This window comes from Betaproteobacteria bacterium (assembly GCA_009377585.1).
Taxonomy (GTDB): domain Bacteria; phylum Pseudomonadota; class Gammaproteobacteria; order Burkholderiales; family WYBJ01; genus WYBJ01.
This window is the reverse complement of record WHTS01000123.1, coordinates 1-16940: the sequence shown is the minus strand read 5'-3', so window position 1 is coordinate 16940 and position 16940 is coordinate 1. Positions and strand designations below refer to the sequence as shown.

Annotated in this window: 13 protein-coding genes; 8 read left to right on the top strand and 5 right to left on the bottom strand. The window is 63.5% G+C overall.

Translation table 11 applies throughout. The features are described from left to right. Positions 1-120: 120 nt before the first annotated feature. From GEV05_25850 to GEV05_25830, 5 genes are read left to right on the top strand one after another with little or no spacing between them, the layout of a single operon-like run. Positions 121-663: a prepilin-type N-terminal cleavage/methylation domain-containing protein gene (locus tag GEV05_25850; GenBank protein ID MPZ46745.1), complete on the top strand. Its 543-nt coding sequence runs from the start codon at positions 121-123 to the stop codon at positions 661-663. Further along, positions 656-1252: a type IV pilus modification protein PilV gene (gene pilV, locus GEV05_25845; protein MPZ46744.1), complete on the top strand. Its 597-nt coding sequence runs from the start codon at positions 656-658 to the stop codon at positions 1250-1252. Before GEV05_25850 ends, pilV begins: the two co-directional genes overlap by 8 nt. Further along, on the top strand, positions 1249-2286 hold the full coding sequence (locus GEV05_25840) for a prepilin-type N-terminal cleavage/methylation domain-containing protein (protein ID MPZ46743.1): 1038 nt from the start codon (positions 1249-1251) through the stop codon (positions 2284-2286). The genes pilV and GEV05_25840 overlap by 4 nt, the downstream gene beginning before the upstream one ends. Beyond that, positions 2283-2714 (top strand): hypothetical protein, encoded by a 432-nt coding sequence (locus GEV05_25835; GenBank protein ID MPZ46742.1) that lies wholly within the window; start codon positions 2283-2285, stop codon positions 2712-2714. Before GEV05_25840 ends, GEV05_25835 begins: the two co-directional genes overlap by 4 nt. Positions 2715-2736: 22 nt before the next feature. Next, positions 2737-5826 carry a pilus assembly protein PilY gene (locus GEV05_25830; GenBank protein ID MPZ46741.1) on the top strand — a complete coding sequence of 1030 codons (3090 nt, stop codon included), beginning with the start codon at positions 2737-2739 and terminating at the stop codon, positions 5824-5826. Between the two features lie 120 nt (positions 5827-5946). Here GEV05_25830 and prsT read toward each other — a convergent pair whose 3' ends face one another. The 3 genes from prsT to GEV05_25815 all read right to left on the bottom strand — a co-directional run bounded on the left by prsT (position 5947) and on the right by GEV05_25815 (position 10990). Further along, positions 5947-8724 (bottom strand): PEP-CTERM system TPR-repeat protein PrsT, encoded by a 2778-nt coding sequence (gene prsT, locus GEV05_25825; protein ID MPZ46740.1) that lies wholly within the window; start codon positions 8722-8724, stop codon positions 5947-5949. A 193-nt stretch (positions 8725-8917) separates the two neighbouring features. Next, complete coding sequence (locus tag GEV05_25820; protein MPZ46739.1) at positions 8918-10099, bottom strand: PEP-CTERM sorting domain-containing protein; 1182 nt, start codon at positions 10097-10099, stop codon at positions 8918-8920. Positions 10100-10411: 312 nt separating this feature from the next. Beyond that, positions 10412-10990, bottom strand: coding sequence for a hypothetical protein (locus GEV05_25815; GenBank protein MPZ46738.1), 579 nt, complete (start codon positions 10988-10990; stop codon positions 10412-10414). A 403-nt stretch (positions 10991-11393) separates the two neighbouring features. Between GEV05_25815 and GEV05_25810 the strand changes: the two genes are divergently transcribed. From GEV05_25810 to GEV05_25800, 3 genes are all read left to right on the top strand, one after another. After that, positions 11394-14105, top strand: a complete 2712-nt coding sequence (locus tag GEV05_25810; protein MPZ46737.1) for a DUF1631 family protein — start codon at positions 11394-11396, stop codon at positions 14103-14105. 109 nt (positions 14106-14214) lie between these two features. Beyond that, positions 14215-15102: a TauD/TfdA family dioxygenase gene (locus tag GEV05_25805; GenBank protein MPZ46736.1), complete on the top strand. Its 888-nt coding sequence runs from the start codon at positions 14215-14217 to the stop codon at positions 15100-15102. 57 nt (positions 15103-15159) lie between these two features. Continuing rightward, on the top strand, positions 15160-15963 hold the full coding sequence (locus tag GEV05_25800; GenBank protein ID MPZ46735.1) for an enoyl-CoA hydratase: 804 nt from the start codon (positions 15160-15162) through the stop codon (positions 15961-15963). Between the two features lie 74 nt (positions 15964-16037). Here GEV05_25800 and GEV05_25795 read toward each other — a convergent pair whose 3' ends face one another. Both GEV05_25795 and GEV05_25790 read right to left on the bottom strand, forming a co-directional pair. Beyond that, positions 16038-16511, bottom strand: coding sequence for a PIN domain-containing protein (locus GEV05_25795; GenBank protein MPZ46734.1), 474 nt, complete (start codon positions 16509-16511; stop codon positions 16038-16040). Continuing rightward, positions 16459-16731 (bottom strand): hypothetical protein, encoded by a 273-nt coding sequence (locus GEV05_25790; protein MPZ46733.1) that lies wholly within the window; start codon positions 16729-16731, stop codon positions 16459-16461. Before GEV05_25790 ends, GEV05_25795 begins: the two co-directional genes overlap by 53 nt. Positions 16732-16940: the final 209 nt, after the last annotated feature.

Below are 16940 nucleotides of genomic sequence, written 5' to 3'. Positions count from 1 at the left end.
TCGCCTGCACCGTCACCGGTACACACGCATGACTCGGAGCCGCTGTGGCTGGCTAGACCTTCAACGTATGAAACTTTCATTCACAACAACTCGCCGGTTTGACCGGCGCACAGAGCAACCATGACAAAAGCAACCATGGCATGGCACGCGGCGCATCGGACATATCCCTCGCCACCCGCGGGCAATAGGGCCGTTCATGGCTTCACCGCTCTCGAGCTGCTGGTCGCGATCGCAATCGTCGCGATCCTGATGAGCATCGGCGTACCGAGTTTACGCGACACCATCGCGAGCCAGCGGGTGCGCGCGGCCGCCAACGATCTCTTTTCGGACTTGATGTTCGCGCGGGCGGAAGCCATCAAGCGCAACGCGCAGGTGCGCCTGGTCCGAGGCTCCACCAGCTGGTCCGAAGGCTGGACCGTCATGGCTGCCGGCACTGCGCTGCGAGCAAAACCCCGCCTTTCGGACGTGGCGTTCGCGGGCGCGGTGATCGACAACGTGACCTACAACGCCGACGGCCGCACGACGCTCGGCACCACCACCAGTTTCAATTTCTCCGCGGCTGCGGACGGCGCGATCAGTATGCGCTGCGTAGTGATTACGCCGAGCGGCCGTCCCGCGGTGCTTGTCGACGGCAATCGCAATGGGAATTGCCAGGATGGTTGAGCGCACAAATCGGCGCCGGCGATCCGCGGGCTTTTCGTTGCTCGAAGTGCTGGTCACGCTCGTGATCGTGGTCATCGGCTTGCTTGGCTTGCTGGGCGTGCAGGTGCGCTCGCACCAGGCCGAGCTGGAATCCTATCAGCGCACGCAGGCGCTCATTCTGCTTGCCGATTTCGTCGATCGCATCAACACCAATCGCAAGGCGGCGCGATGCTACGCGATCACCGATGCGGCCGCGGGCACACCGTATGTCGGTTATGCGAACAGCGCACCGGCCGCCTGCACGGCCTGGAGCACCGCCGAATTGCAGGCTCGTGCGGTTGCCGATCTCAATGCCTGGGACGCGCTGCTCAAGGGAGCCGCCGAGACCGATGCAGGAACGGCGGTCGGAGCGATGATAGGCGCACGCGGTTGCGTCTCCTACGACGACGTCACGGGCCTCTATCGCCTGAGCGTCGCCTGGCAAGGCCTGCTCTCGACCACCGAACCGCTGTCCGTGGATTCTGCGCTGACCTGTGGCAGGGACCGTTACGGTTCCGAATCGCAGCGGCGGATCGTGAGCATGACGCTTCGGATCGCGGACCTCAAATGATGCGGATCCGTCTAGCCCCGTCGCGGCGGCCGTGCGGCTTCACCCTGGTCGAGTTGATGGTGACGCTGACGCTGGGTCTCTTTATCGCGCTCGGGCTGGTACAGGTCTTCGCCTCCTCCAACGAATCCTACGACGCCCTCTCCCAGGCTTCGCAGCAGATCGAGAACGGCCGGTTCGCCGTCCAGACGCTGGAGAACGATCTGAAGCACGCGGGCTACTACGGCGAATACGGCTTTACGGCGACGGCGGGTAGCGCGCTGCCGGATCCGTGCGAGAAATCCAATCTCACCGCCGTGCGGGACGCGCTGGCTTTCCATGTCCAGGGCTACGATGCGCCCGGCTCGAGCCCGTTGAGCTGCATCGACGACGCCAATCTCGTTCCGGGCACCGACATCATCGTGGTGCGCCGTGCAAGCACGCTCACCACGGCACCCGGCGCACTGGTGGTCAACGAGCTCTACATGCAGGCCAGTGCCGACTCCACCAACGCCGCCAATCCGGTCCTGGCTCTGGGACACGACTCGTCCGCGTTCTCCCTGCTTCGCAAGGACGCCGCGACGCCGGCCGAGATCAGGAAGTTCCTCGTCCGAATCTATTTCGTGAGCCCCTGCAGCATGCCCGCTTCCGGCACCACGTGCACGGCCGCCGCCGATGGGGGCCGGCCGATCCCGACCTTGAAACGGCTCGAGCTCGCCGTCAATCCGGCGAGCGGCGCGCTCGAGATGCAGACGCAATCGATTGCAGAAGGGATCGAGAACCTGCAGCTCGACTACGGGATCGATGCCGACGGCGACGGCGTGCCGGACGCGGCGTCGGTCTCGGCTCCTGGCAGCATCGCGGACTGGGCCAACGTGACGATCGCTCAGGTGCACGTGCTCGCTCGGAACATCAAACTCACGCCGGGCCATGTCGACAACAAGACCTACAACCTCGGTGTCGCAGGATCCGTGACGCCAGGCGACAGCTTCCGCCGGCATGCGTTCACCGCTCAGGTCCGCATGGTCAATCCCGCCGGCCGCAGGGAGATACCATGAACAGATCTCGTCAGCGCGGCTCCGTACTCACCATCTCGCTGGTATTACTCGTCGTGCTCACGATGTTCGTGATCTCGTCGACCCGGATCGCGACCGGCAACCTGCGCATCGTCGGCAATCTGCAGGCGCAGCAGAACGTCGAAAACGTCGCTCAGCGAGCGTTGGAGCAGGTCCTCTCCGAAATAGCGCCTTTCTACTCGCCGACGTCTCCGGTGGCGGTCGCTGCGCCCAGCGGAATGACGGTAGCGGTCGGCAATCGCAACTGCGTGCGGGCGATCCCGGCCAGCGGATACAGCGCCGTATCGGGCGTTTCACCGGAGGATACGTTTTGGGACGTGCCGATCACGGTGAACGACTCCATCACAGGGGCAGCCACGATGACCGCGCAAGGCGTGCGGATACGGTTACCTGCGGGCAATTGTCCTTAGCCGGGTCACTCTGGAGTGCACGATGAAGCGTCTGATCTCCGCATGCTGCATGCTGCTCGCTCTCCTGTTGCCGACGGCGGCGCACTGCGCCGCGGTCGTCGGTCAGGTGAACGACGACACCGATCTGTTTCTCGTCAATCCAACGATACCGGCGCAGCGGCCCAATGTCGTCATCATCTGGGACAACACGGCCAATTGGAGCCAGACGGTATCCGGCAGTACCGCCTACACGATCGAGAAACAGGCCCTGTCGACCGTGATCAACGGGTTGAGCGACCAGTTCAACATCGGGCTGATGCTCTTCACCGAAACCGGCGGCGGCAATTCGAACGTTCGGGGGGCGTATCCGCGTTATCACATTCGCCAGATGACGGCGGACTCGGGCAGCGTACCCGGCAACAGGACCAACTTGCGCAACCTGATCACCGGGCTTACCGAAACCGGGCCGACGGGCGACAAGGGCAGCAATGCCCAATATGCGCGGGCGATGCACGAAGCCTACCTTTACTTCGGCGGCCGAACGGCACTGGCGGGCGCCGGCCAGGTCAAGCGCGACTACGCCGCCTTCGGCGGTTCGGCCTCGGGCACGACCTACGTGAGCCCGGTCGGCGACGGCTGCCAGAAGAATTTCATCATCTTCATCAGCAACGGCAGCAGCGACAACGGCGAGAACAATAGCGCGGAGGCACTGCTCAACGGGCTCGGGGGCAAGCTCGGCGGCGATCCCATTGCGCTCAACCCCTCGAGCGAGCAAGCCAATTGGGCGGACGAGTATTCCCGCTTCGTGGCGAGCAATGACATCAACCCGGTGTTCGCCGAGCGGCAGACTGCGAGCGTGTTCACGATCGCGGTCTACGATCCCTCGAAGGTCAACACCAACCCGGTCGCATCCCAGATCGCGCTCATGAAGAGCATGGCGCGGCAGGGCAAGGGCGAATACTTCGCCGGCACCGATCTGAGCTCCATCGTGGCGGCGCTGGAACAGATCTTCGTGAGGGTACAAGCCGTCAACGGCGTCTTCGCATCGACCACGCTGCCGGTGAGCGTGAATGTTCGTGGCACGCATCTCAACCAGGTCTACATGGGCGTATTCCGGCCCAGTTCGACCCTGGCGCCGCGCTGGATCGGGAATCTAAAGATGTACACGCTCGCCCTGGACAGCGCCACCCAAACGGTCTATCTCGCCGACATCCTGGGCAACCCCGCTCAAGATGCGGGCACGGGGTTCGTCACGGGTACCGGGGTGAGCGCCTGGACGACCGATTCGACCTTCTGGAGCTTTCGCAGCGCCGAGGAAAACGGCGCCGGCGGAGCCTCGGACCGACCGGACGGCGACCTGGTGGAAAAAGGCGCGATTGCGCAGGTCCTGCGCACCACCTATGCAAGCAGCCAGGTCGCGCGAAAGCTCTACTCGTGCACGGGCACTTGCGTGGCGGGAAGCGTGCTCTCGGCCACCCCGTTCGCGACCAGCAACGGCGACATCACGCAAGCCGCGCTCGGTGCGGCCAGTTCCGGCGAGCGCGATTCGATCATCGACTGGGTGCGCGGCCAGGACAACAACGGCGACGAGAACGCCAACGGCTCCAGCACGGACACGCGAGCATCCGTGCACGGGGACGTGCTGCATTCCCGGCCCGCGGTCGTCAACTACAACCGCAACTCACCCTCCGACGAGAACGACGTGATCGCGTTCTACGGCTCCAACGACGGGGTGTTTCGCGCGATCAAGGGCGGCCAGGGAACCGGAGCCGGCAGCGAGCTGTGGGGCTTCGTGCCTGCCGAGTTTTTCGGCAAGCTGAAACGCCTGCGGGACAATTCCCCGGGGATCTCGGGCACGAACAAGCGACCGTATTTCGCCGACGGCCCCATAGGCGTCTACCAGAAGGACGTCAATGGCGACGGCAAGCTGGTGGCGGCCGACGGCGACAAGGCTTATTTGTACGTCGGCATGCGCCGTGGCGGGCGCTTTCTGTACGCGCTCGACGTGAGCGATCCGCAGGCGCCCCGGTTGCTGTGGAAGAAAACCGCCAGCGACACCGGGCTTGCCGAGCTGGGAATGACCTGGTCGGAACCGAAGGTCGCGCGGATACGCGCGCACGCCAATCCGGTCATCATCATGGGCGCCGGCTACGACCCCAACCAGGATACCGATCCGACGACGCTTGCCGACGCGATGGGCCGCGGCATCGTGGTGCTGGATGCGATCACCGGCGATCCGCTATGGCAGGCCGGCCCCATTCCCAGCGGGGCCACGCACAATCTCGCCGTTGCCGGGATGACGCACAGCATACCGTCGGATGTGACGATCCTCGATCGCAATGGCGACGGCTACATCGACCGAATCTACGTCGGCGATAACGGCGGCAATCTATGGCGGGGCGATCTGTACGATGCCAACATGGCCAACTGGACCGTGGTCAAGCTCGCCTCGGTCGGTGGTTCCGCAGCCGACAACCGGCGCAAGTTCCAGTATCCGCCCGACGTGGTCTACGGGTCCGATGCCAATGATCGCTACGATGCCGTCCTGATCGGCTCGGGGGATCGCGAGCATCCGTTCGAAGTCAGCGTCGTCAACCGGTTCTACATGTTCAAGGATCGGGAAGTGGGCTTGACGTCCACGCGCTCGTCACCCATGACGGAAGCCGACCTGTTCGACGCCACGGCCAATACCATTCAGGTCGGAAGCACGGCGGACGGAACTGCGGCGAATGCCTCGCTCACCGGGAGCTCGGGCTGGATGATGACGCTCGCCGCAGGCGAGAAAGTCATCGGCGGCTCGGTGACCTTGGCGGGAACGACCTTCTTCAATACCAATCAGCCCTCCTCCGTAGCCTCGGCCACGTGCGGAAGCAATCTCGGCATCGCGCTGCAGTATGCCATCAGCTACGAGGACGCTTCGGCAACCATCGATTCAGGCACCGCCGGCCTCACGACCGCCGATCGCTCGATCCGTCATGCAGGAGGTGGCTACCTGCCGTCACCGGTACCAGTGGTCGTGAACCTGGGAGGTCGGTTGTATCAAGCGGTGATCTCCGGCACCGAAGTACGCATGCCGCCGCAGGCCAAGCTGGAAAGCCGCTACAGGTTCTACTGGTACATCAAGCGCGACTGAGTGATTCGTGGCGACGGCTGCCATCCAACGAACGGTAATGCAATCTTCCGTTGCGAAGGTCGGGTCGATGGCAACCGGGCGGCACGAGATTGGCACCCGGGCTCGACACGATTGAGGCATTCAGGGCTTGAGTGTCTCGAGCAATGCCACTGCCTGCTCTCGTTCGCTGAATGGCCTGCCTGATCCAAGTGCCGCTGCGAGCTCCGCTCTTGCAGGCTCCTTTTCGCCGACTTTAGCAAGCACGACTGCATAGTGATAACGCACTTCGGGCCGGTCTTTCAGCATGCTGGCTGCCTTGGATAACAATTCGCGGGCTTGCGGCACCCTGCCTTGCTCCAGGAACAGCCAGCCGAGCGTATCGTTCACGAATGGATTGTCCGGGCTGAGTTTCCTTGCGCCCTCGGCAAATCGCAGCGCCCGCGTCATATCGCCCGCTTTGTAGTAGGCCCATGCGAGATTGTTTGCCGCGATCGGGTCCGCCGGCGCGGCCTGCAGTACGACCAGATACTCTTTTACCGCACCGGCATAATCGCCCTGCTTCATGAGCGCATCCGCGAGCTGTGAGCGCGCATGAAGATGGCCGGGATGATCGTCGACCCAGCGGCGCAAATCCGCGAGCGCGGATTCGCCCTCGCCGGCCAGAACTCTCACCTCGTAAACCCTGGCGGCGAGGTCCCCCGTTCGCGCAAGCTGTAGCGCCCGCTGATACGGGATGACTGCTTGTTTGAAGTTCTTCTGAAAAACCGCCACCTCCGCCTCGAATATATGTCCGATGGGTGACTTCGGAAGCTCAGCCTTCAGTTGCCCGGCGAACTCTTCGGCCGCTCCCAAGCGATTCTGTTGTATCAACAGTTCGAACAGCATTGCTTGCGCAGGCGCATAGGCCTTCTGCAAATCCAGCGCCTTGCGAAGGCTGCTTTCTGCCTCCCTGTGAAGACCGGCGGCGCGCTCGGCGCGGGCTCGAGCGACATGCGCTGCGGGCGAACGAGGATTCAGGTCCACCATGCGCGCGAAGGTTGCAACTGTGCTGTGCTTGTCGCCCTCGCGGGTGGCCACACGAGCCAGCAACTCGAGCGCGGCCATGCTCGTCGGATTACGCACGACGGCCTCTTCTGCGCGGGTGCGGGCCGCCTGCATCCTGCCTTGCTGGATCAATATCCCGACCAGCTGCGCGCGCGGCCCCAGCGCCGCCGGATGAGCGCTCGCCGCCCGTTCGAGCAGGACGATCGCCTCGTCGAGCCGCCCCAACCGCTGTTCAAACCCCGCCAGCAGAAGGAGGGCCTGTATATGGTTCTTGTCTGCGGCCAGGACAGTTTCGAATCGTTTTCGCGCTTGCTCAACCTTGCCTTCGTTCAAGTCGATGCGAGCGAGATTCACCGCCGCGGGCAAAAAAGCGGGACTGTTCTTCAGCACCTGTTCGAACTCTTTCGCAGCCTGCACCCTCTGACCTTGTTCGAGAAAAACCACCCCGCGCAGGTTTGCGACAAACGGCGCACCGGGCGCTTTTTTCTCCATTGCCTCGACTGCGGCGCGTGCACGCTCGAAATCGCGCGCACGCAGATTGAGGAGCACCAGCATCGTGTCCGCGCCCGATAGCGCCTTGTTCAGCCGTGCCGCGTCGGCATAATCGGCGAGGGCAAGATCCGAGCGGCCCTGGCGTAAGTTCAACGTACCGCGTTTGGCCTGGATCGCGGGGTCGTCGGGACGCGCCTGCTGCGCCTTGCTCAACCATTGCGCTGCCTTGTTTAGGTCGCCCAGGCGGGTATAGGCATCACCGGCGATTTCCCAGAATTCCGGCCTGGAATCTCCACTTTCCAGCACGGGCGCCATGACCTCAAGTGCACGTGCGCTTTCGTTCAGTTGCACCAATGCGGTGGCCAGCATGCGGCGACCGAGCAGATCGTCGGGGCGTTTGCTCACATACTGATTGAGCGAGCGCTGCGCCGACTGCGCATTGCCGAGGTAGAGGTGCGACATCCCCTCGAACAAACGTGCGTGGTCGTGATCCTTATTGATCCGGAGAGTGCGCTGAAATGCCTCGAGAGCGGTTCGGAACTGGCCTTTTCGAAAACGCACCACGCCATCCTGAAAATGAGTGATGAAGTGATCTCTGTAAGCCGCTCGCAGGGTCTGGACGTCTATTTCAGCCTCATCGAATCGGCCAAGCCGGCTGAACAGCGTCGAGCGTCCGACCAAGGCGACCAGATTGGTTGGATGCACCTGCAGTAAATCGGTGTATGCCGAGACAGCAGCTTGGGCATCTGCGGTCAAGCGAACGATATCGGCTTTGATGGCCAGCGCATCGTAGAGCCGAGGATTCACCTGCCGGACCCGTTCCACGATAGCCAGTGCTGCCTTCGAATCGCCCTCGGAGACACGGATATTGGCCTCCAGTAAGTCGACTATGGGCGAGGAGTTTCCGCTGGTGGCGTTGCGCGCCTGGGCCAGGCTGTCCTTGGCCTGCTCGATATTACCGAGCGCGGCGAACGCATGACCTCGGTATGCCAGCACCTCGGCTGTCGCTGTCGGTTCGAACGTTGGCGAAACATTGGCGCGTGCGATCGTGTCTTTATGGAGGCCCTGGAGCCATAAAGCGCGCGCCATTGCGGCCATGACTCGACCGTTTTCGATCAAGCCGAGCTCAAGCGCCTTGGTCAGCTCCTTCTCGGCCGAAGCGCCGTCGTACGCCGCGTTGTACAAGCGACCCAGATAAAGCCGGAGGGCGGCATCCTGCGGCGCTTGCTGGATCGCACCCTTGAGGTGGACGACGGCGGCAGAGAGCTCCCCGCGCTCATGGCTGCGCTTGGCTTGCTCGAACAGATCGCCGGCACTCTCGCTGCAACTGATTAATACAAGCGCGGCGCACAAGAAAATCAGTGAGCGTGAAACGAATAGCATGAACGAGCCCTCGGGGATGCCGAGCTGTGCTGGGTACGAATCCGACGCTGCGGGGCAAGCAGTAATCGGCCGGACTTGGGTCGCGTCTTGTGGCCGGACTGAGCTCAGGTCGGCGCGAATAGTGTACCCAACACAGTAAGCATGAAAAAGCCGGTCGTTCGACCGGCTTTTCGGAAAACAGCGAGCTATCAGACTAAGCGCGGCGAGAAAACCGGCGCTGCACCCAAGTCAGCCCGAACAGCGCGATACCGAGCAAGGCGAGCGATCCGGGTTCGGGAACGGTCGTCGTATCGAAAAGACCAGTGCCGATGAAGATCTGTTCGCCGCCGTTCGTCAGGCTTCTGAGTGCGCAGTGATCGGTTCCGCCGTTTGCACCCGTAGCGACGGTGTCGGCACCGCTGGCCGCCTGGCAACCCAATCGCGCCTCGACATGCATGGTGTATTGACTGAGGTCCAGCAGCGCGTTGCCGAACAAGCCAGCCAGTAACGTGTTCAACTCGGGGAAGTGGACCGCATAAGCAGCTTCTTCGGCGCCGAGGTTGTGCTCGATGGACGGCGATGCGTTCGGGTCGGAACAATCGATGATAAGAAACGTCGTGCTGTGAACGCAGAAACCGGATCCCGAGAGCACGTAATCCGTCGTGTTGCCGGCACCAGCCACCAACGGCGTCTGGCCGTTCAGTCCCGTATAGGTCCCTGGATCACCGAAATCCGTTCCACCCGCACCATAGACCGCGGACGAACCTTGTACGTTATTGCCCGTGACGGTATTGGTCAGATAGAACTGGTTGCCGACCTGGGCTCCGGCGCCGTCGGTGAGCCATACGCGCCCCCACGCCGCCAGATTGACGTCGATCGTGCCCTCCTGATTGTTATTGAAGAAGAACAGGAGGTCGCCACTGCCCGCGCCTTGCAAAAAAGACTGCAGCGAAGCAACCGACGCATCCCAGGTCGTGGTCAGGTCGTTGGCCGGTGCACCGAAGGAGGAACCCGGGTCCGTCACCGAGCCGGTACTGAAGTATGCAGAGCCACTCTTACCGGTCGGCGTTGCATAGGCATCGTTCATCCCGGCGAAGTTTTGCGTCTGTGGCGCCCCGTCGACGTCCGTGCCGATGACGGTCAAGTCTTTGATCTGCCCGGGGGAGCTGTCTACCTCGTAGGGATTGTTCCCGCCACAGCTGAGGTTGTCCGGGCCCCCGCCCTGATTGCGACAATGAATGTACTGCAACGTGGGCAGCGAATAGACGTTCGCATCGCCATACGTGGTGTAGAACGGCAGCAATGGCCCCTGCAATGTCGTTGCGGCGTTTGCCGAGGCGGCAACCACCGAGAACACTGCAGCGTTGAAGGCCGACTTCAACAAGCTGTGCGACATGATCTTTCCCCTTTGGCAGGCACGCGTCCCGTACGGATGAGAGCAAAAACCGAGCCATGATTTAGAACTCTATGATTATATGTATTTCTGTTTTAGCGTAATCCACTCATGACGTGGCCGAAGGCAGACCGATGTAAAGAAAATCGACGAACGAGATCCCGGGGTGGATTGCAGTGGGTTGGCCGACAACCGAACCACGCGTCCTGCTTACTCCGCTGCCGGCGGCACGAGGTCACTCGATCTAAGCCCGCCCTGCACGAAATGGCGAAGGCTCCTCGCCAGCGCGGGTGCTCATTACTGCACAAGTCGAATCTACCCAGCTCTCAATTCATGCAACGCCCGTACACGTTGGCCATTGAAGCTCCTGACCGCTCGCAAAAGCACGATGAAGCAAATCGTATTCACCGACACCAACAAAAAAACTATGGACGTCGGTACAAGGTCGGGGACCGCGGACGCCTGCAAGGGTCTCCAGATGGCGAGCCCGAGCGAACCCCACATCCAGATGAGGAATGCCGCGGCCGCCCAAACCACCATCCAGCTCATCCATCGGCTCACGCTCATGACGCGCCAGGCGCCCGCAGCGAGAATCAAGTTGGCGACGACGTGCGCGAGCAAGCTCAGCAGTACCCCTGCACGCGCCGCAAGATCGTGTGCGAGGTATCCAGCGCTTTCCCAGCGAACGTATCGAAAGATCGGCGGCGCGACCGCTACATAGTAGAGCGCCAACACGCAGTAGCCGATGGCCGCTCGTCTGGCCCTGCGCTGCAGCACCCCGTCTATGGGAAATCCATCTGCGGCAAACGCGCCCGTTCGACTTGCCTCGTCCGACGCTATGCCGTGTGCTTGTTTGACACGCACGATATAGTCCCCACTCAGAACTCGCGGCATGCGAGCACACTGCGATCGGAACGAAACTCAAGCCGTTTCGCACCATTGCAGGTTGCTCCGTAGCGATCGTAAACGTAAAACCTGGTTCAGGGCGAGCGATCATCGTTGGCCGACACACCGCCCGGCGTTCCACATGACGAGGGCGAGGCTTCTTCCGCCCGGACAGGGCAAAAGCCACCACGCGGCGCCGGGTTGATATTGCCGGAAAACAGCCGTTAGTGACTACAAGGAAACAGCCAACGCCCTGTCATGGTCGCTTGTCCGCTTCAGAGTGTGATTTTTTGCGCTGCCCTGCCCCGGCTGGGGCTAAAGCGGCCGGCGGCGGCGACCGATATGGTGTGGGCGGGTCTGGTCTCGAAAGATCAGGAGCCCGGACTGTTCATTGTTCACCTGTAGTGCAAATATGCCGCCCGCACAAACCGACATCTTCGCCGCCGCGCCGGTGCGCCAGGACAGGCCGTACCAGCCGTCGCCGTTCGACGGCATCCTGGAGAAGAGCCGCGACCTGATCTGCGAGCGCCTGGACGAGGCGGTCGCGCTCATGCTCGACAGCGCGCACGAGATCATCACGCAGCTCATCAAGGACACGCAGATCCGCGAGGAGTGGCGCCTGTACGAGGAAGCGAGAAAGGTCGCGACCGAGCAGCGCGAGACCATCGAGAAGCATTTCAAAGCCGCATATCGGGCCGACTTCCAGCGCCGCAGCGACCGTGCGCGCAAGATCGGCAAGCCCTTCGACAAGCTCGACTGCTCGTTCGAGGAGCTCGAGCTTATCGGCGAGGACGACTACGACGAGACGCTCAAGTTCAACGACATGGCGCAGAAGCTGCGCACCTATTGCGACGAAGAGCTGAGCGCACTCGACCAGCGGGTCGGCGTGCTGCTCGGCGACGCGGGGCTGGCCGCCAAGGACAATCCGTTCAGCCCCGAGGTCGTCTGCGACGCGTTCAAGCTCGCATGCCAGCAGCTCGACTGCGATGCATCGGTGCGGCGCGTATTCCTGAAGCTCTTCGACGACCAGGTGCTGGACGAAATCCGCTCGGTGTACAAGGCGGTCAACGCGCTGCTCGTGCGCAATTCGATCCTGCCCCAGATCCGGTACAGCATCGCGCGCGGCGGCGACGCCGGCAGCACAGGCGGTGCTGCCCACGGGCAATCCGTGCAGGAGTCGGCCGCGTCCAACGCCGCTTCCGGTGCTGCCCAGGATCTGTTCTCCATGCTGCAGACGCTGGTCACGAACAATGCTGCAGCCGCCGCTCGCATGCCGGGCGGCGTGCCGATGACTGCGTCCGGCGCCGGCATGGCGCTACCGGCAGCAGGCGTTATAGCCGCAGGTGCGAATGCCGTCCCGGGGGGCAGTGGAACGTTTCCGATGGTCTCCGGCGCGGTCGGGGTGGCACCGAACCTCGGCGGCGTTGTCGACGGTGCCGCGGGACTCATGCCGGCAGCCGTGAGCGTTTTTCCCGGCAGCGGTGCAATGCTGGCTGGCGAAGCCGCGACCTTACCCGCCGGCATGATGCCGCTGGTCGGTGCAACGCCAGCCGCCGCAGGCGTGGTGGTTCTGCAGGGCGCCGAGCTGCTGAATGCGCTCACCCGCTTACAGCTCGGCGATTCCGGCGCCATCGCCTCCGAGACCGATTCCGAAGCGGCGCGCGAGGGCGCACCGGCTGGTGCCGTGACCGTGGGCCCGGTGGGTCTCAACAACGTGCTGCACCAGCTCAAGACGAGCACGCTGGGCGCCGGCATGAATCCGCTCGATCGCATGACGCTCGACATCATCGCCATGCTGTTCGACGAGCTGTTCGACGACCCCAAGGTGCCCAGCACCATCAAGGGTCTTATCGGCCGGCTGCAGATTCCGATGCTGAAAGTCTCGATTTCCGACAAGTCGTTCTTCTCCACCAAGAGCCATCCGGCCCGACGCCTGCTGGACGCGGTAGGCGAAGTGGCCCTGCGCCTGCCCGCCGACTTCAACGATGCCCATCCGCTGTTCGCGCGCATCGACAGCGTCGTGCAGCAGCTGGTGGAAGGCTACCAGGACGACCTGCAGATCTTCACCACCGCGCGCGACGAGCTGCTCGAGCTCATGGCCGAGGAAGACCGGCGCATCGAGCAGGAAGCGCTGGTGCAAGCCAAGCAGGTCGAAGAGATGGAGCACCTGGCGCTCGCGCGCAACGCCGCGCAGCAGGAGGTCCTCGCCCGCATCCGCGTGCGCGAGCTACCGCCCGAGGTGCTCAAGTTCGTCGCGCAGGAATGGATCAAGCTGCTGCTGGTCGTGCATGCCAGGGAAGGCATCGAAAGCGAGGCCTGGAAGGATGCCGTAGAGGCGATGGACGATCTCATCTGGAGCGTGGAGCCGAAGAACACGCCCGAGGATCGGCGCAAGCTCGCTGCGTTGATCCCAAGCCTCATCAAGCGGCTCACGGCCGGCATCGAGAACGCAGCCATCGCCGACGCCGTGCGCATCCGGTTCTTTTCCGAGCTGATGACCTATCATATGCAGGCGATCAGCTCGACGCCGCGGGTTGCGGCCGAAGCCGCTGCCGAATCGAAGCCGCAATCGATGGCCGAGTCCGCGGACGCATTCGCCACGCCCGCGGACCCGGCGCAACCGCTCGCGCAGGCCGGCGTCATGCCGCAGCCCGCGTCGGCCGAGGCAGCGCCGGTCACCGCCGGCTCGCTCGATTTCACCGCGCCGATCACCGTGCAGAACCCGTTCGGCGCCGGCGAGGTGGCCGTGGACAACCTCGATCTCGACTTCACCGCCCAGGCGCTCGAAGGCGCGAAGGCCAAGCGCGAGGCGAGCATCCGGCGCGCGCTCGACAATCTCAAGATGGGCCACTGGGTGGAATTCCGCGATGCGGAGAACGAAGGCAAGAGCAAGCCGGGGCGGCTCATCTTCGTCAGCCCCAAGAAGACGCGCTATCTGTTCGCGACCGACCGCGCCGGCAAGGAGATCATCCAGTGCAGCCGCGCCGAGATCGGCCGGCGCTTTCTCGCCGGCCAGGCGGTCAAGATGGACGAGCCACCGGAGGACTCGCTGTTCGACCGCATCATGAACGGCCTGCTCGGCAAACTGCGGCTGTCGGGGCGCCCGGCGCTGTTCGCACAGTAGGCGGCTCGACACCCGCGGCGTCACGCTCGCGGCGCAGGCTCGCCTTTCCACGTTTTCCCCAAGCGCCCGAGCCGGTGTAGCATGTCGCATTCCGCTACAGGAGGACGGCATGACGCTTCGTTTTCGCGGCCTCACGCCCTGCATCGGCGCCGAAGTCGAGGGGATCGATCTGCGCACGCAACTCACGGCGCAACAGGCCGAGGCGATCCACGAAGGCATGGACCGCCATGCGGTGCTGGTATTTCGCGGCCAGGCGCTCACCGACGAGCAGCATCTCGCCTTTACCCGCTCGCTCGGCGACATGGAGGATGCGCGCGGGTCGAGCCTGCGCAACGCGGCCGATTTCCGACTGCCGACCACGTTCGCCGACGTGTCGAACCTGGACGGCAATCATCAACCGTTCGGCGCGAATGACCGGCGGCGCCTGTTCGCGATCGGCAACCGGCTATGGCATTCGGATTCGTCGTTCAAGACGATTCCCGCCAAATACTCGCTGCTGCGCGCGCTGAGCATTCCGTCCAAGGGCGGAAACACCGAGTTCGCGCACATGGGCGCGGCCTACGAAGCGCTCGACGACGAGATCAAGGTGCTGATCGAAGACCTGGTGTGCGAGCATTCGCAGCTCTACTCGCGCGAATCCATCGGCTTCATGGAGTTCACGCCCGAAGAGCGCGAACGCTTCAAGCCGGTGCGGCAGCGCCTGGTGCGCACGCTGCCCCGAACCGGCCGCAAATCGATCTATCTCTCCTCGCATGCCGGCAAGATCGTCGGCTGGCAGCTGCCCGAGGCGCGCTTGCTATTGCGTGACCTCACCGAGCACGCTACCCAGCGCGAATTCGTCTACTCGCACCAATGGCAGCTGCACGACCTGGTGATGTGGGACAACCGCCAGACGATGCACCGCGCCCGGCCTTTTCCCGCCGATGAACCGCGCGACATGCGCCGCACGACGCTCAAGGCCGAGGCGGCCACCGTGGTGGAACCGGCGCTCGCCTGAGCAGTCCCTCAGGCGCGCAATCGCGGTGAAGGCAACGCACTTCGAGCGAACGCAGGCATGAGTCGAGGCGCGCCGGTCGACGTTCGCCACGACGGCGGCATCGCGACGCTCACGCTCAACGGCGACAAGTCGGTCAACGTGATGGGGAGCGCCCTGGTGCGCGCCCTGGTGCGCGCCTTGGTGCGTGCGCTGGAAGCATTGCGACAGGACGCGGGCCTGCGCCTGGTGGTGCTTTCCGGCCCGCACGGCGGCTCCTTCCAGGGCGGCGTCGACATCGCGGAGATGGCGCGCTTCGATGCCGACAGCGCGCGCGAGTTCATCACCTTGCTGCACCAGGCCTGTCACGGCTTGCGCACGTTGCCGGTGCCGTGCATCGCTCGCATCGAAGGCTACTGCCTCGGCGGCGGGATGGAGCTCGCTGCAGCCTGCGATCTGCGCATCGGCGCCGAAGACAGCCGCTACGGCATGCCCGAAGTGCAGGTCGGATTGCCATCGGTGATCGAAGCGCGCCTGCTGCCGACGCTCATCGGCTGGGGCAAGACCCGCGAGCTGCTCTATCGCGGCCATCTGGTCGACGCGCAGGAAGCGTATCGCATCGGCTTCCTGCAGGGTCTCGCACCGGCAAACGAGCTCGACGCGATGCTGCAGCTCTGGGCCGAGGATATTCTGCGCGCCGATCCGGCTGCGATCCGCTCTCAGAAGCGACTGATCGAAACCTGGCTCGAAACGGCGCCGGCAGTCGGCATCCAGGCGAGCATCGATGCCTTCGGCGCAACGTTCCACACGCGCACCGCGAACGAACGGCTGGCCGCGTTTCTTGGGCGGGGGCGCAAGCCGGCTACGACCGATTCGGATGCCTAGCTTGGAGAGCGATAGGTCATAGGGTCGGGCGTCTGCGAAGCAGGCCGAGAACCGACGGTTCCATACCAGTCGGATCAACCTGCGAGTTCGAGCAGCCGCAGCTTCAACTTCGAGAACGACCGGAAACCGCGGTCGAAGGTGACCATCTCGCAGTCGTGCGCCTGTGCGAGCGCGGCCAGCCAGGCGTCGGTCCACAGGTCGGGCGAAGGCTCGCGCCGCGCCACGTTGCCGTACCAGAGCGCGTGGTGTGCCGCCGGGACTTCCTCGACCAGTTCGACACGGGGATCATCAATCATGCTCTGGACCGCGTTCCAGGCCATTGCCGGCCGCAGGACGGAGGATCCCATGACCCTGGCGTTGGAAAGCAGCCGCAGCATGGCCATTCGGACAGGTAGGCTTAGGCCCACGTCTCCGTCGTCGCATGAGTCCCACCAATCGACCGCCGGCGCTCGGTGTGCATGCCCTTCGGTGAGCAAGGGGAGCAGCACGTTCGCGTCAGCGATGCAGCGCACGCGCCTTGCTCGCTTCGGAACGCTGGAGGTCCTCAGCGTCCAGACGTTTGACCGCCTCGGGGCTCAGTTGGCGGAGCGGCGCGTCTGCGGCGAGCTTGATCGGCGGCCGCGCGAGGCGCTTGCGTGGGCGTTCGGTGCCTGCCATTTCCCGCTGCAAGGCGTCGATTACCAGTTGACGCAGTGTCGAGCCCCTCTCGACGGCTTCGATCTTGGCGCGCCGGAGAATGTCGTCGGGAAGATCGAGTGTCGTTCGCATGCCAGCGACCCATATTTATGTTTGCCTGCCTCCATTGTAGCAGGCGATTCACCGGCTCTTTAGGTCGCGGCTCTGCGGCATTCCTGCAGGATCAACGTTTACTCAGTAGTCGATAAATAAGTCGACAAAGGTACAACTTTTGGCGATGTCGATGGTCACACTGTGCATGAAACGAGATGGACGGACATTAGACCATCGGACGCTGGAAG